We start from the raw sequence: 21,641 nt of genomic DNA, 5'->3' as shown, positions 1-21,641 counted from the left end.
GCTTAGATTACAGTTAAAACTTTGATTACAAGCACCACACAGCTTTCTCAAAGGTAGTAAAAATTCGGGAGCCGAACCTGAGTTTAGCACATTTCTTCTGCTATGCCTGGTGCACATGTATCGCAGAACAACTATATAATGCCGGAGATTGCCGAATATTGTACAGCAACAGGAATTTATCTTGCTTAAGAGGCCAGTGCCCTGGGAACTGGATGTAAGATCTTGAAAACCAGCTCACGCAGAATATCTGCTTCGGACATATCTCCCCCGGTTACGCCTTTCACCTGCAGGTCGGCCACACGGATATAATGTATGATGTCAACGCAGCGCTGAGGCGGGTAGGCACGCAGGGCCACCATGTACTCTTTTAGCTTCCAGGCCTGTTGTCCCAGGCTTTTCTTAAGCCCCGCCTCCGATTTATCGGCCTGTGTGTGCAGGGTAAGGAGCTTCGTGAAAAAGTTAAACAGCATCGAAAGATTAGGTATCAACGGGTTGCTCTTGGGATTAGCCTCGAAATAATGGATGATGCGGTTCGCTTTGAGTGCATCCCGGGCAATAAGCGCAGCCTGCAGTTCAAATATGTTATACTCTTTGCTAATGCCCACATTTTCCTGCACTACACTTTCATCAATGGTGGCGCCAGGTTTAAGGTTGATCAGCAGTTTGTCTATTTCGTTGGCCAGGCGTGAAAGGTCCGACCCGATGTATTCACTTAGCAACTGCACCGCCTGCGGGGTGGCGCGAACGCCTTTTTGTTTCAGGTAACCGGTTAACCAAGCCGGAATTTGGTTATCGTACAGTTTTTTGGTAGTAAGCAGCACGGCATGCTTGGCCACTGCCTTGGCCAGGGCTTTACGGCCATCCAGGGTTTTATGCTTGTAGCAGAACACGAGTATCGTAGATGGCAAAGGGTTTTGCAGGTAAGCCTCCAGTTGCCTCATACCTTCCTCCTTCTCGATATCCTGTATACTTTGGGCCTCTTTTACAATAACAACCGATTTATCCGACATCATCGGAAAACGCTTTGCCTGCAACAACACCGTAGCCACGTCAACGTCCTTACCATATACTATTACCTGGTTGAAGCCTTTTTCATGTTCCTGTAAGGCGTGCTGTTCAATATAATCGGCAATTGTATCAATGTAGAAAGACTCCTCACCCTGTAAAAAATATACAGGGGCAAACTGTCGTTGCTTGAGTTGGTCTAATATAGTATCGGCGGTCTGCGACATGAGCGGTACTGTTGGTGTGGTAGCATGATAATTTGAGGCACAAGGCACTCTTCTACAAATTTAAGGCATCAACAGTAAAATAAAAGCCCCGCGCTCATAATTAAAGAATCTTAGCGCTACTCCAAATTTAATTGACTTACTCCTGCCACTCAAAATTCTTACACATCAACAGCCTGGAATTGCCGTCACCGTAATAATCTTTTTCATCATTAATTTGCCTAAAACCTAACCGTTCATATATCCGGATACCCCTGATGTTATCAGGCAATACAGTCAGGTATACTTTCTTTGCACCCTTGGCCTCTACCTTAGAAAGTAAGGTATTTATCAACCCCTCACCTGTTCCTTTACTCTGATATGCAGGCAAAACAGCGAGAGACAAAAACCAGGCAATCTTGTCCTCAGCATTGTAATGCGCAATAGCATAGCCAATCAATTCATCTCCTGCTATGGCCACTTTAAACAGGCTGCCACAAATATCCAGTAGCTGCCTCAACACAAACTGAGGGTAGGCGACTGCCCCAAACAGCTGCGAATCAACTTGGCTTATTTGCTTAAGGTCCTGTTTGGTAGCGTTTCGGATGGTTGCTGGCATCGCTTACAAAGTATAAATTTTAAAATCTTACTGTTTTACCGCTCTCTTGCTAATCTGTTACATGCAATTGAATTTGCCACGGGTAAACTGCCAACTCTTTTTTATCTTTGCCCGGAACAGACGAAACTGGTGTACATGAATCTTATAGACGAATTGAGATGGAGAGGCATGCTCCACGACTTCATGCCTGGTACCGAAGAGCAACTGGCCGCCGAAATGACAACGGGCTACATTGGGTTTGACCCAACTGCTAGTTCCCTGCATATTGGCAACCTTGCAACTATTATGCTTTTGGTGCATCTGCAGCGAGCAGGACACAAGCCTGTTGCCCTTGTAGGTGGAGCCACCGGCATGATCGGTGACCCGTCAGGCAAATCAGCTGAGCGTAACCTACTGGACGAAACCACGCTGCGTGCCAACCAGGAAGGGATTAAAGCCCAGCTTGAGAAATTCCTGGATTTTGACTGCGGTGCCAACTCTGCCGAGATCGTAAACAATTACGATTGGTTCAAGGATTTCAGCTTCCTTGGTTTCCTGCGTGAGGTGGGCAAGCACATTACGGTAAATTACATGATGGCCAAGGACTCCGTTAAAAAGCGCATCAGCGCCGATGAAGAGGGAGAGCGTGCCGAAGGTCTTTCTTATACAGAATTTGCTTACCAGCTTATACAAGGGTACGATTTTTACCATTTGTATAAGACCAAGGGTGCCAAGTTACAGATGGGTGCTTCAGACCAGTGGGGCAACATCACGACAGGCACAGAGCTTATTCGCCGTATGGACGGTGGTAAAGCCTTTGCTTTGGTTGGCAAACTAGTTACTAAATCAGATGGTACGAAGTTCGGCAAGTCTGAGGGTGGCAACGTATGGCTTGACCCTAACTTCACTTCCCCATACAAGTTCTACCAGTTCTGGCTTAACCTGTCTGACGAGGAGGCTGAGAAGCTGATCAAGGTTTATACTTTGCTACCGGAAGATGAAATTGCACGATTGGTAGAAGAGCACAAACAAGCCCCTCATTTAAGGGTTTTACAGAAAGCCCTGGCTAAAGATGTTACAATTCGCGTGCATTCAGAAGAAGATTATATTTCTGCAGTAGAAGCCTCTGAAATTTTATTTGGCAAAGGCGATTTTAACACCTTAAAAGGCCTGAAAGAGGATGTGCTGCTATCAATTTTCGAGGGTGTGCCCCAGATAGAGATCACGCGTGAAAGCTTTGAAACCGCCGGCAACGTAGCAGACCTGCTTTCTGAAATAACCGGAGGACAGATTTTCGATTCAAAGGGCGAGGCAAAGCGCATGATCAAAAACGGCGGTGTAAGTATAAACCGTCAGAAAGTAGCCGGACCAGACGAAGCCGTAACCTATGAGCTGCTGCAGCAAAAACACCTGGTTGTGCAGAAAGGCAAGAAAAACTATTACCTTGTTACTGTAAAGTAACTAATAATCAATAGATTACAAATAAAAAAGGTGGCCTTTGCAGGTCACCTTTTTTATTTCTTTCAGTCTGTCTGATGACTATTTTTTATCAGCAGTGCTATTTTTCATGTCCTGAACTTCCTTACGGATGTCCTGAGCCATGTTCTTCAGATCTTGCATGCCTTTACGTACACGAGTACCTGCAGCTGCGTTACCTTTGTCATAGAACTTTTCGAAATCAGATTCTAGTGACATAACTAGGTCTCTTAGTTTGCTAAAGTTGTTGTTCATTAGAGCTATTTGTTATAGTGAAACAATTGTTTTTACTGCTCTAATATACACATTTGTTACAAACAAGCAAAAATTAGCAAATATTAATATATGCCCTTAGAGCCTGCTAAGCGGTAACTGCCGGGCTTGCATACAAGCCTTTGTCCAATTTTTGTGCAATTTTCTCGAATGCGTCGATTGTCTCCTTCACATCGTCTAAAGTATGCACAGCCGTTGGGATCAGGCGCAGCATGATCACATCCTTAGGCACTACTGGGTACACCACAATAGAGCAGAAAATGTTGTAGTTCTCACGTAGGTCAAGCGTTAATTGCGTTGCATCCGGAATCTGACCGTTCAGGAATACCGGCGTTACCGGAGACTCTGTGCCACCGATGTTGAAGCCTTTCTCACGTAATCCAGACTGCAGGGCATCAACGATAGTCCATAGCTTATCTTTAAGCTCAGGGTTGGTGCGAAGCAGTTCCAGGCGCTTAAGCGCACCTACTACTAAAGGCATAGGCAAGGACTTGGCAAAGATCTGAGAACGCATGTTATAGCGCAGGTACTCTACCACCTGCTCGTTAGAAGCAACAAAGGCTCCAATGCTGGCCATCGACTTCGCAAAAGTAGAGAAGTAGATATCGATACCATCCTGGCAGTTCAGGTGCTCGCCTGTACCGGCACCAGTTTTACCCATTGTACCGAAACCGTGCGCATCGTCAACGAACAAACGGAAATTGAATTTCTCTTTCAGGGCTACTACTTTGTCAAGGCTGCCCAGCTTGCCAGACATACCAAATACACCCTCTGTAATTACAAGTATGGCACCGCCAGTATTCTCAACCCAGCGTGTGGCACGCTCCAGCTGCTTCTCAAGGCTTTCCATATCGTTATGAGCATACACAAAACGCTTGCCCTGGTGTAATCTAAGGCCGTCGATGATACAAGCATGAGACTCTGCATCGTAAACGATCACGTCGTGTCTGTCAACCAAAGCGTCAATAATAGACACTACACCCTGATATCCAAAGTTTAAAAGCAAAGCATCAGGCTTCTGCACAAACTCCGCAAGCTCAGACTCCAGCTGCTCGTGCAGGTTTGAGTTACCCGACATGATACGGGCACCCATTGGGTATGCCATGCCCCACTCAGCGGCAGCTTCGGCATCCGCCTTACGCACCTCCGGGTGGTTAGCAAGTCCCAGGTAGTTGTTCAGGCTCCAGGTAAGCACTTCTTTTCCCCTGAACTTCATGCGTGGCGCAATCTCCCCCTCTAGCTTTGGAAACGTAAAATAGCCATGCGCATAATGAGAGTGGCTTCCTAATGGACCTCTGTTGGTCAACAACTTTTCAAATAAATCCACTTGTGTAATAATTTGGTTATCGGAATAATTTCAATCTAAAGTTGCCTCCATGCCACATATAAAGGGCACAGCTACAAGCTTTGCAAATTTATGCTTTTAGAACATCATAAACAATGAATATACACTATATCATGGACACCTTTTTATACTTGCCGCTTTTATGTTTGCTGTTAAAGCGTTTTCTTTGAAGACTGAAAGTTAAAAGAACCCGCATGAGAAAAATAAACAAGATTTTAGTAGCCAATCGTGGAGAAATAGCCTTGCGCGTTATGCGAACGGCTAAGGAAATGGGCATCAAAACTGTAGCCGTTTACAGCGAGGCAGACCGCAACGCACTGCATGTACGCTTCGCCGACGAGGCTGTTTGCGTAGGAGGTCCAAAGTCAAGTGAATCATACTTGCGTGGTGACGTTATTATTGACGTTTGTAAGCAGCTGAACGTTGACGCTATCCACCCTGGCTACGGTTTCTTGTCTGAGAATGCCGGGTTTGCGCAAAAGGTAAAAGAGGCAGGCCTTATCTTTATTGGCCCGTCACCGGAAGCGATCGAACTGATGGGTAGCAAGCTGGCTGCAAAGGCCGCTGTGGCAAAGTATAACATCCCAATGGTGCCTGGCACTGAAAGCGCTATTACGGATGTGGAGGAAGCCAAACATATCGCAACCGAAGTAGGCTTTCCTATACTAATCAAGGCTAGCGCAGGTGGCGGCGGTAAAGGTATGCGAGTAGTAGACAACGTGGACCAATTCGAAGAACAGATGCAGCTGGCTGTTAGTGAGGCTACCTCTGCCTTCGGCGACGGCTCTGTGTTTATTGAGAAATATATCGGCTCTCCGCGCCACATCGAGATACAGGTATTGGGTGATACACACGGCAACATCGTGCATCTGTTTGAGCGCGAGTGCTCTATCCAGCGCCGTCACCAGAAAGTGATCGAAGAAGCCCCTTCTGCAATACTTACCCCCGAGCTGCGCTCTGAAATGGGACGTTGCGCCGTGAACGTTGCCAAAGCCTGTGACTATGTGGGAGCAGGTACGGTAGAGTTCCTGGTTGACGAGAACCTGAATTTCTACTTCCTGGAAATGAATACCCGCCTGCAGGTAGAGCACCCTGTAACAGAACAGATCACAGGGTTAGACCTGGTTAAAGAGCAGATCCTGATAGCCGAAGGCAATCCGTTAAGCTTTGCGCAGGAAGACCTGGAAATAAACGGACACTCGCTTGAGCTGCGTGTGTATGCCGAGGACCCTACCAACAACTTCCTGCCAGATATCGGTAAACTGGAAACGTATAAAAGACCTCAAGGCCTGGGCGTTCGCGTTGACGATGGCTTTGAACAAGGTATGGAGATCCCGATCTACTATGACCCAATGATCGCAAAGCTGGTTACGTTTGGCAAAGACCGAAAAGAAGCCATCGATAAAATGATCCGTGCCATCGACGAGTACATCATCACAGGTATCGAGACCACACTTCCTTTCGGCAAGTATGTGTTGCAGCATGAGGCATTTGTCAGCGGCAACTTCGACACCAAATTTATTGAGCGCTACTATACGCCTGAAGTTCTGAACACGAAACCGGATGAAGGCGCAGAAGAAGTTGCTGTGGCCCTGGCAGCCATGCTGGTTAACGCTAAAAAGGTGAGCAACTCGGCTCTAAGCGGAGCGGCCTCAGGCAATACTGAAACAACTTCCAACTGGCGTAAAAACCGCACGAGGTAGCATAATAACAAAGTATAAAAAAGAGGGGGCGCTGATCAAACAGCGCCCCCTCTTTTTTATACTTTAACCAAGTTTTATACTTTAATCAGAAACTGGAATATCAGATCAAGTCAAAGAAGCTCCTTACTCCGATATTACGCTCCTTCGTAAAACCCTCGCCATAAGTAACGCCAATTGAGTGCCCCATTTCTTTGGCCCTGGCTTCTATGAACTCTAAAAACTCTGGCGACGAAATATAGGTGTTCGGGCTGGAGTCATCGGGGTTATAAAACTGAGATTTAAAGGCGCGGATGGTTTCCATTTTCTTATCCCAGTGCTCTGTTACATCTACCACAATGTCCGGGGATATAAACCTGTCCTGGATATAATGGTAAACTGCTTTGGGTCTCCAGGCTTGCTGCTCCTCCCCTTTCTCATCCTGAGTCTTGATCATCTTAAGGCCGGACTTAAAGCAGGATTCAGAAACCAACTCAGAGCCTCTGCCATGATCTGGATGGCGGTCATGCACAGCATTCATGATAACGATGTCTGGCGTATACTTCCGGATCATCTCAATTACCTTGAGCTGGTGCATTTTATCATTTTGAAAAAAGCCATCAGCAAATCCAAGGTTTTCACGTGCAGCTAGCCCCATAATACGGCTGGCATCCTCCGATTCCTGGAGTCTGGTTTCAGGAGTTCCCCGCGTGCCTAGTTCGCCACGGGTTAAATCTACAATACCTACTTTCTTGCCCTGTGCAATGTGGGCTATCAGTGTACCTGCACAACCCAGTTCAATATCATCCGGGTGCGATGCAAAGGCGAGTATATCTAATTTCATAGTTCTTTAGGGTTGCTATCTGATGCGGAGCTTACGGCCAACTTTTAACGTAGATCTTGTGCTCATACCGTTGAGTTTTGCGATTTGCGCAGCAGACACGCCATACTTTTTACCAATACCAGAAAGGGTGTCACCGCTTCTAACGGTGTGGTACGTTAAACGTCTGCCTGCACTGGTACCTCCGCTTTTAGCGCGGTTGTAATAATTGAACAAAGCAGATGTAATTACAAGGTTATCACCTTTCAGCAGGTAGTCCGGGAAGTCATACAAATTCTCCGGGTCAATTGGGTTGCCCTGGTAACGTACCTCATAATGCAAATGCGGGCCGGAGCTTCTGCCTGTGCTTCCGCCAAGGCCGATCACATCACCTGCTTTCACAAAATCGCCTGTTTTGGCAATAGTTCTGCTCATGTGACCATAGAGGGTTTCCAGGCCGTTATAGTGGCGAAGCACGATATAATTGCCATAGCCACCGCCATCCCACTTATTAATGCGCACAACCCCGTCAAAGGCTGCATAAATGGAGTCACCTGTGTTCAGGTCAATGTCAGTACCATAATGCCAGCGCCCTCCCCTTGCACCAAAATGACTGGTAACAGGGGTTTCTTCAAGGGGCATTTTATAGTTGCGATTGCTGCGTGGGTCGTACAGCTTAATGTCAACTGTATCCTTCATCTGGCGGCCATCCATTCTGTACGGATTAATGTTGCGGGTATCCCAAATCGAGTAGTATCCTGCAATCTTGATCCAGGTAGAGTCGATCAGCACCTCCTCCGACATCTCCACGATGTGCTGCTCTCCAAGGTCCAGTTCTGAGGTATCCTCGCTTACGATAGAGAGCTCTTTCTTTGGATTAAAAAAAATGGATTTGTCAGCATCGGAGTTGTCATCCGGGAACTCGTCATACTTTATAAGTATGGTAGTATCCGGACGAACGTACTGAATCTTAGGAGACTTCGTTTTGAAAAGGTCTTTCTTTACTTTATTGTTCTGAGCCAGTGCACTGCCGGCACCGCCAATAAAAAACAGTAAAAAAAGTACCAGAAATAAGGGTAATCTGAATTGTGGCATAATTTCCAATTTAGCCAGTGCACTTATAGCTTTAGCATCAATAACTGCATAAAAGCCTGTTTATTGTCAATGCTCCAACACCCAAACAAAAAATAAAGTGCAATTCAGGGAGCAACTATCCAAAATATTAATGCAAATCGTTGGCTGCCAGGTAACGCTCTGCATCTAAAGCGGCCATACAGCCCGTACCGGCAGCTGTCACAGCCTGACGGTACGTAAAGTCCTGTACATCGCCACAGGCAAAAACACCATCAATATTTGTTTTGGAAGTACCCGGAATAGTACGGATATACCCATTCTCGTCCAGGTTCAGGAAATCCTTGAATATATCCGAGTTAGGTTTATGACCAATAGCAACAAAGAAGCCTTTTACTGGTATATCGCGCAGCTCTCCATTCAGCACATTTTTAACGCGTACACCTTCTACCTCATTTTCACCAAGTACTTCTTCGGTTACGGTATTCCAAAGTATCTCAATGTTCTTGGTTTTCTTAACACGCTCCTGCATAATGGTGGAGGCACGCATTTCATCGCGGCGCACGATCATGTATACTTTAGAGCAAAGGTTAGCTAGGTAAGTAGCCTCCTCCGCCGCTGTATCACCGGCACCAACAATGGCAACATCCTGACCACGGTAGAAGAAACCATCGCATACAGCGCAGGCAGACACACCGCTACCATTTAAACGCGACTCTGAGTCAAGGCCCAGCCATTTGGCAGATGCACCTGTGGAAATAATTACTGTATGCGCCTCTATTACTTTCTGGTCGTCAATGGTTACTTTATGTGGTTGTGATGAAAAATCAACAGCTGTGGCAATACCGTAGCGTACATCTGTACCGAAACGCTCAGCCTGCTTTTTGAAATCTTCCATCATAGCAGGGCCCATAACGCCATCAGGATAACCCGGATAGTTTTCTACATCGTTGGTAATGGTTAGCTGCCCTCCTGGCTGTAAACCCTGGTACAATACAGGATTAAGACCAGCTCTGGAAGCATATATTGCCGCAGTATAACCTGCTGGACCTGAACCAATAATAAGGCACTTTACTTTTTCTATTTCCATTTTATGTTTGTGCAGATAGAATTTTGGATGCAAGTATACAAAAAATCTGGCCCTAAGCCTGCATGAAATCCGGAAATTGCACTCAAAAAGGGCACAAAAAAACCCTGCCGGTTAAAGCAGGGTTTTGGACTTTTATCATTTGCCTAGCCCAGGTATGGCTTTAGCGCTTTGCTTCTGGAAGTATGGCGCAGCCTTCTGATAGCCTTCTCTTTGATCTGTCTCACACGCTCACGTGTAAGGTTAAACTTCTCGCCTATTTCCTCAAGGGTCAGCGAGTGCTCACCGTTAAGGCCAAAGTATAGTGTTATCACGTCTGCCTCACGCTTTGTAAGCGTAGAAAGCGCACGCTGCACCTCTTTACGAAGCGAGTCAGTCATCAAACCAGTGTCAGGAGACTCTTCGTCTTCGTTCTCAAGTACGTCCAACAGGCGGTTTTCCTCACCTTGTACGAAAGGTGCATCCACAGACACGTGGCGACCTGATATTTTCAGTGTGTCAACTACTTCAGCAGTAGTCAATTCCAATACCTCAGCGATTTCTTCCGGCGATGGCTCACGCTCAAACTTCTGTTCAAGCTCTGAAAAAGATTTAGAGATTTTGTTAAGCGAACCTACGCGGTTTAGTGGAAGACGAACAATACGAGACTGCTCGGCCAAAGCCTGCAGAATAGACTGACGGATCCACCATACGGCATAAGAGATAAACTTAAAACCACGGGTTTCGTCGAATCTTTTGGCAGCCTTTATCAAACCTAAATTTCCTTCGTTAATAAGGTCGCCTAAAGAAAGGCCTTGGTTCTGATACTGCTTAGCCACCGAAACTACGAAACGCAGGTTAGCTTTAGTTAACTTCTCAAGCGCAAACTGATCTCCCTCTTTGATCCTCTGAGCCAGCGACACCTCTTCATCAGGCGTAAGCAGATCTACTTTACCAATCTCTTGCAGGTATTTGTCCAGGGACTGGCTTTCGCGGTTAGTAATCTGTTTGCTTATCTTGAGTTGTCTCATCAGAGTATAATATTATTGCAAAAATTGTAAATGATTAAGGATTTTGATTCCGGTGACTTAACATCAAAAAACCGCGCAAAGTTCTGACATCTTCTAAATAAAATCAAGACGTCTGCTTCTGCACAGTAAAATAAAAAACTCCTGGCGCCATTTTACATGAGTGAAAACAGCGCCAAGAGTATTTAAATTGACTTATTGTTGTTGAGTTGCTTCTGGTTTTGGCAGAATAGCCTTGCGAGAAAGCTTGAACTTACCGGTCTTCTTGTCGATGTCGATAAGCTTCACTTTTACTTCCTCTCCTATCTCAAGCACACCGTCCATTGTCTCAAGACGCTCATGCTTAATTTCAGAGATATGAAGCAAGCCATCTTTGCCGGCCATAAATTCAACGAAAGCACCATAAGGCTGGATCGACTTAACCTTGCCAATGTATACTTCGCCGATCTCAGGCTGCGCAACAATTGCTTTGATCTTAGAAACAGCGCTGTCCATTGCATCCTGGTTGCTTGCAAAGATGTTCACATGGCCTTTCTCATTCTTCTCTTCGATAATGATCGTAGCGCCAGTGTCTTTCTGGATCTGCTGGATCACTTTACCGCCTGGTCCGATCACAGCACCGATAAACTCTTTATCGATAACCATGTTGAACGAACGTGGAGTATGCGGCTTGTAGTCAGCGTTAGGCTCTGCGAGGGTCTTAGACATCTCGTTAAGGATGTGCAGACGGCCTGCGTTAGCCTGAGCAAGTGCCTGACTAAGCACGTCGTAAGACAAGCCATGAACCTTAATGTCCATCTGGCAGGCAGTAATACCTTTGTTAGTACCAGCTACTTTAAAGTCCATGTCACCCAGGTGATCCTCGTCGCCAAGGATATCAGACAGAACGGCAAATTTACCTGTTTGCTCATCTGTGATAAGACCCATAGCGATACCAGAAACGGCACCTCTTACAGGTACACCGGCATCCATAAGGGCAAGAGAGCCTGCGCAAACAGTTGCCATTGAAGAAGAACCGTTAGACTCCAGGATGTCAGACACGATACGGATAGTATACGGGTTCTCAGACTCCGGTGGAAGCACTTTCTTAAGGGCACGCAGTGCAAGGTTACCATGACCGATCTCACGACGGCCAGGACCTCTGTTTGGTCTTACCTCGCCGGTAGAGAATGCCGGGAAGTTATAGTGTAGTAAGAACTTGCTTGTTCCACTGATCATGGCGCTGTCGATCAGCTGCTCGTCCAGTTTGGTACCAAGTGTTACAGTTGTCAAAGACTGGGTTTCGCCACGCGTGAACACAGCAGAACCGTGTGTAGCCGGCAGGTAGTTTACCTCAGACCAGATCGGGCGGATCTGATCAAGGGCACGACCATCCAGGCGAACTCTGTCATTCAGGATCATGTTGCGAACCGCATCCTTCTCTACATCATGGTAGTAAGTCTTGATCAGGCTCATGTCGTACTCATGCTCCTCACCTAGCGACTCAACGAACTCATTAAGCACTGCTGCGAAGCCTTCTTTGCGGTCAGACTTCACATCGCTGCCTCTTTTGGCAACTTCGTAAGCCTTGGCATACGTTGCTTCGTATACTTTCTTGCGCAGGTCTTCGTCGTGTGTCTCGTGCGAGTACTCACGTTTTACAGTTTTGCCTACCATTTCCATCAGTTCAAGCTGCGCTTGGCAGTGCGACTTGATGGCTTCGTGAGCGAATGCAATTGCCTCAAGCATCTCTGCCTCAGAAACTTCGTTCATCTCACCCTCCACCATCACAACGCTGTCCATGGAGGCACCAACCATCATGTCAATGTCAGCGCGCTGAAGGTCTGTGTAAGTAGGGTTAATTACTAGTTGGCCATCGATACGCGCTACGCGCACTTCAGAGATCGGGCCATTGAAAGGAATGTCTGATACGGCAAGGGCAGCAGATGCAGCAAGCGCAGCAAGTGCGTCCGGCATGATCTCTGTGTCCGCAGATATCAGGTGTATGGTCATTTGTGTCTCTGCATGGTAATCGTCCGGGAAAAGAGGACGCAACACGCGGTCTACTAAACGAGACACTAATACTTCGTAGTCAGAAAGTCTTGCTTCTCTTTTCAGGAAACCTCCAGGAATTTTACCTGAAGAGGCAAATTTCTCCTGATAGTCTACAGAAAGAGGCAAGAAGTCAACGCCCTCACGGGCTTCTTTGTTAGAAACAACCGCAGCAAGTAGCATGGTGTTACCCATTTTCACTACTACAGAACCGTCGGCTTGTTTGGCTAATTTACCAGTTTCGATAATGATCTCCCTGCCATCAGGAAGAAGAATGGTTTTGTTAATCGCGTTATAAGACATCTTCAATAATTTTTACATCTAAAAACAGGGCTGCCCTTTGCGGCCACTGCAGGGGGTACTGGCAAAAAGGAAGAAAAGAAGGGGTACTTAGAAAAAGATTAGGGAATCCCCTATGTGAATTCCCTAATGCAAAAGTCTTATTTTCTGATACCTAGCTCAGCAATAATTGCTCTGTATCTTTCAATGTCATTTTTCTGAAGGTAGTTCAGAAGTCTTCTTCTTTTACCTACCAGCTTAAGCAAACCTAAACGAGTAGAGAAGTCTTTTCTGTGAACTTTCAGGTGCTCTGTCAGGTCATTGATGCGTGTAGAGAACAACGCGATCTGAGCTTCCGGTGAACCTGTGTCAGTCTTAGACTTAGCTAGGCCGTGCTTTTCAAAAATTTCTTGTTTCGCTTCAGTAGTTAATTTCATTGCGTATAATAAATATCAATCTGTTTTTTTTATCCGTAAGATTGCTGTATAAGGCGCAAAGATATAGAATAAAATCTTAATAAAAAATTTATTTCTACAACTCAGACCAAACTTTAAAGCCTGTTTCTTCGCAGGCGCGTCATCAGTTTTCGCCAGAAATCAACTTCCAGTAAACTCGAATCATTTCGTGCCTGGTTCAGAAAGAATATACCTATCGGCAATAGAATTACATTGGCTGCCCACATGCCTGCCCCTACCGGAATCAGGCCTTCGCGGGCCCACTTTTCACCAAGTATAGCAATTACGTACATAAGTATGAAGAACACTATTGAGATGATAACCGGCACCCCTAGTCCACCCTTCTTGATAATAGCACCCAGCGGTGCGCCTATCAGGAACATGACAAGTATGGCGGCAGACTGCGTATACTTTCGCCAGATCTCAATTTCATAGTTGTTCGCATCGCGCAGCGTGGATGTCAAACGCTCTACATAACTACCAGTAAAGCTTTTTACATTACGGGCCTTGTTGGTGGCCAGCGCCAATACATCCGGGGTAATTTCCGGAAGTTTGCGTTCAACTGTCTTGCCCTTTACCATCATGCCGTTCTTTACCTGACCGGTGTCTGCTTTAAAATACATGAAAAACGGGTCAACGTTAGGGGCGTAAAGCTGCTGCTCTTTTTTGGCAAATGTTCTGAGCGAATCCGTGACAACACCAAGCTGCTTGATGTTCTTCATCATCTTGTTGTCAGAAAACAGTTCTTCGCGGGTTCTGTCGAGGTTAAAAGAGGCAAGGCTTACCACAATCTTACTCTTGTCAAACTCCTGCCTGATAAACTGCTGGTCCGAGTGCCTGATGCCACCGCTTTGCTCATCTACGTAAGTATTGCCGTCATACAGCTCCATTACCAGGTAGGCGTCGTTAAAGTCGGTGTACATCCTGCCCGAGTCGGCAAGTATAACCCTGGAGTTTGTGCCACCTTTTGAGTGGTCATAGATCATGATGTCCTTTATGGCACCCTCATCGTTAATTTTTTTATTGATCTTGATGCTCAGACCGGGCAGGCCATTGTAAAAAGCCCCTTCCTTGAAGTTCATGGCCGGCTTTTTCTGCCTGATGTCCCAGAGCAAACTATAAGCCTTAAGGTTTGCCTTAGGCACGATCACATTATTAAAGAAGAAGGCACCCACCGTTAACCCTGACACAAGCAGGAACACGGGCATCAAAATACGGGTAAGGTTTATGCCGGAGGTCTTAATGGCCGTAAGCTCATGGTGTTCTCCGAGCGTACCAAAGGTCATAAGGGAAGAAAGAAGCACCGCAAGCGGCAGGGCAACAGGAGCCATATTCAGACTGAAGTAGAACAGTAGCTCGCCAAAGATACTGGCACCCAAGTCCTTGCCCACCAGTTCATCCAGGTACTTAAGCATATACTGGGTAAGCAGTATAAACTCAACTACGGCAAACGTAAGTATAAAAGGCCCGAAGAAGGACCTGATTATAAGCTTATCTAATTTTTTCATGAGAGCCGAAACAGGCAATGCAGCCGATTTTGCCACAATGCGCTAAACTAACACCTGGCGTCCAAAAATCGTGCAAAGATAAGCAGATATGTGGGATAGGCACTACCCTCCTATTATTTCCTTTAAATTCTGAAAAAGATTATCCCAAAGCTCTTCCAGCTCCTCTACATCCTCTTCATCTGTGTAATCCACTATTTTAAGGAACTGCTCCTGGGTAAGCTCACTGGACTCAATAGAGAAATCTATGTAAGAGCCATCCGTCACGTGCTCCTTCTTGTCGTCCAGAAAAAGAAAACGCACAGACTTGTTTGTACGGTGCCCGGTCATTTCGGCATAGTGGCTGCGGCCGTCCCAGATAAAATTGTATACTTTGTCTTCATCAATCTTCACATCATCGCAGAACCATTGTGCAAGCCCGCTTGCTGTACTCAGGTACGGATACAGTAATTTTGCAGATGCGTTTACAGGATATTCTCGAACAAACTTTGTCTTAGTAGCTCTTGTCATACGTAGGTAATGTAAGTGTCTGAGTAATTATAGTATTAATTTCTGATTCTTTGTATATCTGAAAAACAAAATATTTTTTTTTGGAACAACACTTGCATATTTAAAACTCAACCTGCTATATTTGCACCACAATTCGGCGGGGTAGCTCAGATGGTTAGAGCGCAGGATTCATAACCCTGAGGTCGGCAGTTCGATTCTGCTCCCCGCTACAAAAAAAGCCTGCTGTGTTTCCACAGCAGGCTTTTGCTTTTTATACTTTGGGCATTTGCCAATTATTCTCTATCCAGAGACCTTACACCAGGTATTCTACGCTGAAAAAAGCACTGGCTACACAATACAATATTGTTTCCTTAATAATTAACCTCAAGGGCCGGCACGTCCACAAGTATAAATTCGGCATCCGAAACTCCGTGTATACTTATTATGTCGTATTCCTCAAGGCGCACCTGGTCATGTTGGTCTGCCTCTACGTTATTTACAAGCAGAGAGCCCTTGGTAACATACAAGAGTGTTTTCCGGATCTTGAAAGTCTTAAACTCAATATCCTTGCTTTGCCCAACCTTACCAAAGTATACCGTGGAGTTGGAATTCATGAACAAGACATTCTCAAGCACCTTCTGGCCGGTTACCAAAGGGGTTAACCTGTCATCGTTATCCAGAAAATCCAGTGACATTTGCTCGTAAGATGGCGCAATCCCATTTTTATTGGGCAAAAACCACAACTGGTAGAAATGAGCCGGCTTGTCCCCTTCATTTGTTTCGGCATGTGTGATGCCGGTGCCTGCAGACATGCGCTGCACCTCCCCAGCCTTAACCTTTACATCATTTCCCAGGCTGTCTGTATGCCTTAGCTCTCCATCCAGCATTACGGTTATTATTTCCATCTCTGCATGCGGGTGGTCAGGCAGTTTGGAGTTACCCTGCATCAGGTCATCGTTGAAAACCTTTAAAGGACCAAACTGGATATTCGCCGGATCGTGGTAATCGGCAAAAGACAACAGGTAATGGGAAGAAAGCCAATCGCCAATATGTGCCTCATGGCGCTCCTTAGCTGTTATAAGTTTTATCATTTTGCGTGTAGTTTATACTTTGTATGCAACAGTATACTAAACTGCTATGCTGTACGGATAAACTATTTAGCTAGTTAAAACAAACACGTTTACAGCTGATTTTGGCTATAAATAGCAAGGTCCTGCCGCTTTGGCAGGACCTTGCTATTTATATAAGTATGAAGCGTATACTACCTGTAGTATTAATCTACCTTTTTTAACTTCTGTACTTCTTTCTGAAGATCCAGCACAATAGAGGACAGCTTATCCAGCGACAGGTCGGCAATAGGGAAAGACGAGCTGATGTAAGACTTTGCCTCCCAGATCTCGATCACATCCTCCACACCTATCTCATAAGGTGAATAAACGGGGTTATCAGAATGCAGGCGCAACACGGCAGCATCTTTTATCTTATTGAACACGCGCTTAAACACAACGCCTTCTTTCTGACTAACGATAATACACGGCGTGCCATCCTTAATTGTAGCCCAGTCATCTATAAACTGACCTACAATAACAGTACCGGAGGCAATTGGCAACATGGAATCGCCACTGATCTCGAAGGCGCGGTAAGTACCACTCGAACCCAGCATCGGGAGTTTAAAGCGCGGAAGGTCCTCAATAAACTCAGCGTCGGCGTAACCGTTCAGGTAGCCGGCACTCGCTTTGAATGGCACCAGTTCGATGTTTTCTTTTTGCTGCTCATCCACGGTAATGGCCAACACCCTGAGTTTGCCGCCATTCGGGTTTGCCGTCGCCCCCTTCTGCACCTGCGGATCTGAAAGATCTTTTGTGATCAGGTCATCCAGCGTAATGTCAAACAGTTTAGAAATATTGACCAGAGTAGCCAATTTCGGCTCCGCCCTCCCCTCTTCGTACGCACCTACTAGCGAACGCTTTATCTCTAATTTATCTGCCAGCTGGGCCTGGGTATAACCCGCATTTTTACGCAGAAACCTGATATTTGCAGTAACCATATTGCTTGATTGCCAAATGTGTTAGCGAAAATTAAAAATAAAAGGACATTTTAAATAACATCCTTTCTGTAAAGGTATGAAAATACTACATCATTTACTAATCAAATTAGCAATTAATTAACCCACTTAATAAAGTACAATTCCAACCTTAATTCACCACAAGTTCAACTCTCAAAAATTGCACTTTCACTAAATTCCTTTTAAAGTCATATAAATACATTTTATAACACTAAACCTGCTATTGCATAAGCAAAAACAAACCCCTTATCTTTATCAAATTGAAGCAATTAGCCAAGGGTTGCCTTTTAGTTAATGCGTATCTCTGATATATCAGTGCAATTTTTAAACATGATATTAAGGGTGCTCAGGAGTTAAATTTCCCTTTCAGATCTTAAAGTTCTTGACCTTATTTCTTTTGAAAGTTTAATTTCCTTTAGCCAGTTTTTTGGCAAAGACTTGAACTTTTTGAATAAGGGGCTGGTTACGACACAATCAAAGCAAAGGTTTCACAAAACATTAAATATTTTTTCAACTTTTTAGCCCAAAGTTTATGATTACAAATGGATTTAAGAGAACAGTCTCTTGCCTGGCACTTGCCTCAGCTGTAACCCTGGCAGGTTGCCAGAAGGAAGATCTGATGGAAAATCAGTTTGAAAGCAATGTTGCCGAATCTCCAAATGCTGTAAGCAATGCCATCCCTGGCCAATACATAGTTGTATTTAAAGGTGGTAAAGGGCTTAATGCCGTTGGCTCTAACGACATGTCCACGGGTGAGCGTGCCAGCTTTAACAGTGTGCGCGAGCGTGTAGTAGCTGAGGCCAACATCTCTGCATCCGACCTGGTACAGAAGTTTGACGGTGTTGTTAATGGCTTTGCCGCACGCCTTTCAGACGCTCAGCTTGAGGAACTGAGAAGAAACCCGAATATTGCTTACATTGAGCAGGACAGAACCATATCTCTTGGCAAAAACTCAAACCCTGGCAAAGGAAATGGCAGAGATAAAACCGGCGGTGGCACAACCGACCCTACCCCAACACCTACTGAACCGACTCCAACGGAGCCAACACCTACTGAGCCGACTCCGACTGAACCAGCACCTGCACCAGCACCAGCTCCTGCTCCTGCTCCAAGCACAAACACTTATACAACTATCACGCCTGTTGCCGGCGAGAACGTGCCTTGGAACATTCAGCGTGTAGGCTTTGGCGATGGTACAGGTAAAACTGTTTGGGTAATTGACTCTGGCGTTGACACAGATCACCCTGACTTGAATATCGACCTTAACAGAAGCGTTTCATTTATCTATGGTATAACGTCTGTTGAAGATGGTTACGGCCATGGTACTTCAGTAGCTGGTGTAATTGCAGCTAAAAACAACGGTTCTGGTATGATAGGCGTAGCAGCCAATGCAACTATCGTGGCGCTTCGCGTATTCGATGATGCTGGCGCAGGCACTGTTTCAAGAGCGATCTCTGCTGTAAACCATGCCAGCATGTATGCCAAACCAGGTGATGTGGTAAACATGAGCCTTGGTGCCGGTATTTCATCTACTCTTGATAATGCGGTGATGTCTGCTGCGGCCAAAGGTATTTTCTTTGCAATTGCAGCCGGTAACAGCGGTGTAGATTGCTCTGGCACATCTCCTGCCCGTGTTGATGCCCCTGGCGTTTATACCGTGTCTGCCATGGACATATACAACCGCCTTTGGTCATCGTCTAACTATGGCGCATCTGTAGACTTTGCTGCCCCAGGCGCAAATGTTACGGTAACTACCAAAGGTGGCGGATTTGCAGGCGGTGGTTATGGTACGTCGTTTGCCGCGCCGCACGTTGCAGGTGTATTGCTACTGAGAGGTACTGTTTACTCACAGGGTACAATCACAGGAGACAAGGACAACACTCCAGACCCGATCGCATCGGTTAAATAAATAATTTAGCCCATAAATAAGAAAGGCTGCCTTTGCGGGCAGCCTTTCTTATTTATGGGTGATTTAATAGCTATACCTCCCCTTTTTTATAAAGCGATATAGACAGTCTTATTTTATAATATTCATACTTTTCTTCCAGGAACTCGAAAAGCTCTTTCAGTTTAGCATCCGCTCCTAAAGTTGCGATGGCTTTTTTGATCACTTTATACTCTCCCTTTGATACATACTGGTACAGGTCAATATCGAAGCCCTGCTCGTACAAGGTGGCGATGTGAGAGAAAACTGTTACGGCATTTAAATTACGCTGAATTGCTATCTGCTGAATGGAATAGCCCTGCTTCAGCAAATCGAATGTAGCCAGGTGGGTAGCCCCCTTCATCTTGTTGCCCTTAGCCTGCTCTTCATTCACGAAATCAATGATCTCGCTGATAAAGATATCACCATAGCGCTCATACTTCTGCGCACCAACCCCGGATATAGCCAGCATGGCAATTTTATTTGTTGGGCGCTCCGCAGCCATTTCCTGCAAGGTAGTATCGGTAAACACAACGTACGGCGGCACACCTGCGCTGTCGGCAATGCTTTTACGTAAGGCCCTTAAACGCTCAAACAAGGCATCTTTGATCAGTTCACGCTTCGGACGCGCTCTAATAGCCGGCTCCTCCTGCCTGATCTCTTCAAACTTGACCAGCTGCACTTTGCGACCCTCAAACAACACCTGCCTGCTTTGGTCGGTCAGCTTTAAAGTATAGCCCTGGTCATAAGCCATCTCCATAAAGCCCTCATTCAATAACTGGTGCAGATACCTGTTCCAGTCAATCGTGCTTATGTCGCGCCCGGCCCCATAGGTCTTTATTCTATCAAAACCAGCCTGAAGTACCTGGTTCGTACGGGCACCGCGCAAAACCTCTATCAACAGGCTCATATTGGCCCGCTCCTGCGTTCTTGCAATAGCGGAAAGTGCCTTCTGGGCAAGCAGGGTGCCATCGAAACTGGAAGGCGGATTACGGCAGATGTCGCAGTTGCCACAGTCTTTCTCCATGGTTTCGCCGAAGTACTGCAAAAGTATACGCCGCCTGCAGGCCGTTGCCTCGGCAAATTGCTGCATGCGTTCCAGCTTAACCAGTTGCAGTTCAGTCTGCTCTTCCCGGCTTTGGTTGTCCGTTAACATGTTGCGCATGTTCATCACATCGGCAAAGCTGTAAAAAAGCAATGCATCCGACTTGGCGCCGTCACGGCCAGCTCTACCTATCTCCTGGTAATAGCCTTCAATATTCTTTGGCAGGTTGTAATGGATCACCCAGCGCACGTTAGACTTGTCTATACCCATGCCAAAGGCTATTGTGGCCACCACGATCTGTACATTATCGCGCAAAAAGTCTTCCTGGGCCTTGGCCCTTTGGTTAGGCGACATTCCTGCGTGGTAATATGTAGCACTGTATCCGTTTGCCTTAAGCTTAGCTGCCAACGACTCTACACCTTTGCGGCTGAGGCAATAAATAATACCCGGTTGGTTATAATGACGATCCAGGAAGTCCGTGATCTTTTTATACCTGTCACGGCCAGGCTTCACCATAAGGTTAATGTTTGGCCTATCAAAAGAGGCGACAAATACCCGTGGCTGCTGCAGGTGCAGTTGCTCCTGTATGTCTTTTTGGGTGAGTTTATCCGCAGTGGCCGTTAAGGCAATAACAGGTATGGCCGGAAACTGCTGCTTCAATGCCTTTAGCTGGGTGTATTCCGGACGGAAATCATGGCCCCAGGCAGAGATACAGTGCGCCTCATCCACGGCAAAAAGCGATACTTTCACCCGTTTGATAAACGAAAGAAAGCCCGGCGAAAGCAATTTCTCAGGAGAAACATAGAGCAGCTTCAGCTTGCCTTCCAGGCACTGGTTCTCAATCTGGTACTGCTGCTCTGCAGTTTGGGAGCTGTTTATAAAGGCGGCCGGAATTCCGTTGGCTAACAGTGCCTCCACCTGGTCCTTCATGAGGGCTATCAATGGAGAAACCACCACGCAAAGCCCGGGCATGACAATAGCCGGCACCTGATAGCAAACAGATTTGCCCCCACCGGTTGGCATCAACACCACTACATCCCTGGCTTGGAGCACGCTTTCAATGATCTGCTCCTGCATGGGCCTGAATTGCTCATACCCAAAGTATAACTTAAGCGCTTCCCTCGCTTCCCGAATCGTAACCATACCTTTATCTAACTGCAGAAAGCTACCTGCCTGTACTGCTAAAATTATACTTCAAAGTTAACCATAAGCATTCGCAATTACGAACTGTACTTCATGTAAATCTTAAAGAGAACAGTATAAGTTTCAGGACCTCAAATTTAT

At 46.0% G+C, this 21,641-nt stretch carries 18 protein-coding genes and 1 tRNA gene; 4 read left to right on the top strand and 15 right to left on the bottom strand.

The features are described 5' to 3' along the window. Positions 1 to 185 precede the first annotated feature (185 nt). Both holA and AC4BAP_RS10245 read right to left on the bottom strand, forming a co-directional pair. The gene (gene holA / locus AC4BAP_RS10250) at positions 186 to 1,232 is read right to left on the bottom strand and encodes a DNA polymerase III subunit delta (RefSeq protein ID WP_490582549.1); all 1,047 of its coding nucleotides are present in this window, start codon (positions 1,230 to 1,232) and stop codon (positions 186 to 188) included. Positions 1,233 to 1,368: 136 nt separating this feature from the next. Beyond that, positions 1,369 to 1,827 carry a GNAT family N-acetyltransferase gene (locus AC4BAP_RS10245; RefSeq protein WP_490582548.1) on the bottom strand — a complete coding sequence of 153 codons (459 nt, stop codon included), beginning with the start codon at positions 1,825 to 1,827 and terminating at the stop codon, positions 1,369 to 1,371. A gap of 135 nt (positions 1,828 to 1,962) precedes the next feature. Here AC4BAP_RS10245 and tyrS point away from each other — a divergent pair, with 135 nt between their 5' ends. Next, positions 1,963 to 3,267, top strand: a complete 1,305-nt coding sequence (tyrS, locus tag AC4BAP_RS10240) for a tyrosine--tRNA ligase (protein ID WP_490582547.1) — start codon at positions 1,963 to 1,965, stop codon at positions 3,265 to 3,267. A 78-nt stretch (positions 3,268 to 3,345) separates the two neighbouring features. Here the strand turns inward: tyrS and AC4BAP_RS10235 are convergent, their stop codons facing one another. Together AC4BAP_RS10235 and AC4BAP_RS10230 are read right to left on the bottom strand one after the other, a co-directional pair. Then, complete coding sequence (locus AC4BAP_RS10235; RefSeq protein ID WP_490582546.1) at positions 3,346 to 3,537, bottom strand: histone H1; 192 nt, start codon at positions 3,535 to 3,537, stop codon at positions 3,346 to 3,348. A gap of 106 nt (positions 3,538 to 3,643) precedes the next feature. Beyond that, positions 3,644 to 4,882, bottom strand: coding sequence for an aminotransferase class I/II-fold pyridoxal phosphate-dependent enzyme (locus tag AC4BAP_RS10230; RefSeq protein WP_490582545.1), 1,239 nt, complete (start codon positions 4,880 to 4,882; stop codon positions 3,644 to 3,646). A gap of 212 nt (positions 4,883 to 5,094) precedes the next feature. Between AC4BAP_RS10230 and accC the strand changes: the two genes are divergently transcribed. Beyond that, complete coding sequence (gene accC / locus AC4BAP_RS10225) at positions 5,095 to 6,603, top strand: acetyl-CoA carboxylase biotin carboxylase subunit (protein WP_490582544.1); 1,509 nt, start codon at positions 5,095 to 5,097, stop codon at positions 6,601 to 6,603. 100 nt (positions 6,604 to 6,703) lie between these two features. On the opposite strand, the gene bshB1 is transcribed toward accC, so the two are convergent. The 8 genes from bshB1 to AC4BAP_RS10185 form a co-directional block, all read right to left on the bottom strand. Continuing rightward, a complete protein-coding gene (bshB1, locus tag AC4BAP_RS10220; RefSeq protein WP_490582543.1) occupies positions 6,704 to 7,423 on the bottom strand; it encodes a bacillithiol biosynthesis deacetylase BshB1 in 720 nt (239 codons plus the stop codon). A gap of 15 nt (positions 7,424 to 7,438) precedes the next feature. Beyond that, entirely contained in the window at positions 7,439 to 8,494 is a 1,056-nt protein-coding gene (locus tag AC4BAP_RS10215; protein WP_490582542.1) for a peptidoglycan DD-metalloendopeptidase family protein, read from the bottom strand. A 127-nt stretch (positions 8,495 to 8,621) separates the two neighbouring features. Continuing rightward, positions 8,622 to 9,560 carry a thioredoxin-disulfide reductase gene (gene trxB / locus AC4BAP_RS10210; protein WP_490582541.1) on the bottom strand — a complete coding sequence of 313 codons (939 nt, stop codon included), beginning with the start codon at positions 9,558 to 9,560 and terminating at the stop codon, positions 8,622 to 8,624. A 143-nt stretch (positions 9,561 to 9,703) separates the two neighbouring features. Further along, a complete protein-coding gene (locus tag AC4BAP_RS10205; RefSeq protein ID WP_490582540.1) occupies positions 9,704 to 10,567 on the bottom strand; it encodes a sigma-70 family RNA polymerase sigma factor in 864 nt (287 codons plus the stop codon). Positions 10,568 to 10,759: 192 nt separating this feature from the next. After that, on the bottom strand, positions 10,760 to 12,898 hold the full coding sequence (gene pnp, locus AC4BAP_RS10200) for a polyribonucleotide nucleotidyltransferase (protein WP_490582539.1): 2,139 nt from the start codon (positions 12,896 to 12,898) through the stop codon (positions 10,760 to 10,762). Between the two features lie 137 nt (positions 12,899 to 13,035). Beyond that, complete coding sequence (gene rpsO / locus AC4BAP_RS10195; RefSeq protein ID WP_490582538.1) at positions 13,036 to 13,311, bottom strand: 30S ribosomal protein S15; 276 nt, start codon at positions 13,309 to 13,311, stop codon at positions 13,036 to 13,038. Positions 13,312 to 13,424: 113 nt separating this feature from the next. Continuing rightward, positions 13,425 to 14,837, bottom strand: a complete 1,413-nt coding sequence (locus AC4BAP_RS10190; RefSeq protein ID WP_490582537.1) for an LptF/LptG family permease — start codon at positions 14,835 to 14,837, stop codon at positions 13,425 to 13,427. A gap of 102 nt (positions 14,838 to 14,939) precedes the next feature. After that, entirely contained in the window at positions 14,940 to 15,344 is a 405-nt protein-coding gene (locus AC4BAP_RS10185; RefSeq protein WP_490582536.1) for an START-like domain-containing protein, read from the bottom strand. Between the two features lie 135 nt (positions 15,345 to 15,479). On the opposite strand from AC4BAP_RS10185, the gene AC4BAP_RS10180 reads away from it, so the two are divergent. Then, positions 15,480 to 15,553, top strand: a tRNA-Met gene (locus AC4BAP_RS10180). A gap of 141 nt (positions 15,554 to 15,694) precedes the next feature. Here AC4BAP_RS10180 and AC4BAP_RS10175 read toward each other — a convergent pair. Together AC4BAP_RS10175 and AC4BAP_RS10170 are read right to left on the bottom strand one after the other, a co-directional pair. After that, a complete protein-coding gene (locus tag AC4BAP_RS10175) occupies positions 15,695 to 16,414 on the bottom strand; it encodes a pirin family protein (RefSeq protein ID WP_490582535.1) in 720 nt (239 codons plus the stop codon). Positions 16,415 to 16,596: 182 nt separating this feature from the next. Then, positions 16,597 to 17,370: a helix-turn-helix domain-containing protein gene (locus tag AC4BAP_RS10170; RefSeq protein WP_490582534.1), complete on the bottom strand. Its 774-nt coding sequence runs from the start codon at positions 17,368 to 17,370 to the stop codon at positions 16,597 to 16,599. 550 nt (positions 17,371 to 17,920) lie between these two features. Here AC4BAP_RS10170 and AC4BAP_RS10165 point away from each other — a divergent pair. Next, positions 17,921 to 19,297, top strand: a complete 1,377-nt coding sequence (locus tag AC4BAP_RS10165; RefSeq protein ID WP_490582533.1) for a S8 family serine peptidase — start codon at positions 17,921 to 17,923, stop codon at positions 19,295 to 19,297. 70 nt (positions 19,298 to 19,367) lie between these two features. Here AC4BAP_RS10165 and recQ read toward each other — a convergent pair whose 3' ends face one another. After that, the gene (recQ, locus tag AC4BAP_RS10160; RefSeq protein WP_490582532.1) at positions 19,368 to 21,500 is read right to left on the bottom strand and encodes a DNA helicase RecQ; all 2,133 of its coding nucleotides are present in this window, start codon (positions 21,498 to 21,500) and stop codon (positions 19,368 to 19,370) included. Between the last annotated feature and the right edge of the window lie 141 nt (positions 21,501 to 21,641).

The sequence above is a fragment of the Pontibacter sp. GD7 genome (genome assembly GCF_058216375.1).
Note: the sequence above shows the minus strand (reverse complement) of the source record. Positions and strands in the feature narration are given on the sequence as shown.

Coding starts and splice junctions, on each gene's coding strand:
- tyrS (WP_490582547.1), top strand. CDS start 1,963: ATGAATCTTATAGACGAATTGAGATGGAGAGGCATGCTCCACGACTTC.
- AC4BAP_RS10205 (WP_490582540.1), bottom strand. CDS start 10,567: ATGAGACAACTCAAGATAAGCAAACAGATTACTAACCGCGAAAGCCAG.
- AC4BAP_RS10170 (WP_490582534.1), bottom strand. CDS start 17,370: ATGGTTACTGCAAATATCAGGTTTCTGCGTAAAAATGCGGGTTATACC.
- recQ (WP_490582532.1), bottom strand. CDS start 21,500: ATGGTTACGATTCGGGAAGCGAGGGAAGCGCTTAAGTTATACTTTGGG.
- accC (WP_490582544.1), top strand. CDS start 5,095: ATGAGAAAAATAAACAAGATTTTAGTAGCCAATCGTGGAGAAATAGCC.
- AC4BAP_RS10245 (WP_490582548.1), bottom strand. CDS start 1,827: ATGCCAGCAACCATCCGAAACGCTACCAAACAGGACCTTAAGCAAATA.
- AC4BAP_RS10175 (WP_490582535.1), bottom strand. CDS start 16,414: ATGATAAAACTTATAACAGCTAAGGAGCGCCATGAGGCACATATTGGC.
- AC4BAP_RS10190 (WP_490582537.1), bottom strand. CDS start 14,837: ATGAAAAAATTAGATAAGCTTATAATCAGGTCCTTCTTCGGGCCTTTT.
- AC4BAP_RS10215 (WP_490582542.1), bottom strand. CDS start 8,494: ATGCCACAATTCAGATTACCCTTATTTCTGGTACTTTTTTTACTGTTT.
- pnp (WP_490582539.1), bottom strand. CDS start 12,898: ATGTCTTATAACGCGATTAACAAAACCATTCTTCTTCCTGATGGCAGG.
- AC4BAP_RS10165 (WP_490582533.1), top strand. CDS start 17,921: ATGATTACAAATGGATTTAAGAGAACAGTCTCTTGCCTGGCACTTGCC.
- holA (WP_490582549.1), bottom strand. CDS start 1,232: ATGTCGCAGACCGCCGATACTATATTAGACCAACTCAAGCAACGACAG.
- AC4BAP_RS10185 (WP_490582536.1), bottom strand. CDS start 15,344: ATGACAAGAGCTACTAAGACAAAGTTTGTTCGAGAATATCCTGTAAAC.
- AC4BAP_RS10235 (WP_490582546.1), bottom strand. CDS start 3,537: ATGAACAACAACTTTAGCAAACTAAGAGACCTAGTTATGTCACTAGAA.
- trxB (WP_490582541.1), bottom strand. CDS start 9,560: ATGGAAATAGAAAAAGTAAAGTGCCTTATTATTGGTTCAGGTCCAGCA.
- bshB1 (WP_490582543.1), bottom strand. CDS start 7,423: ATGAAATTAGATATACTCGCCTTTGCATCGCACCCGGATGATATTGAA.
- rpsO (WP_490582538.1), bottom strand. CDS start 13,311: ATGAAATTAACTACTGAAGCGAAACAAGAAATTTTTGAAAAGCACGGC.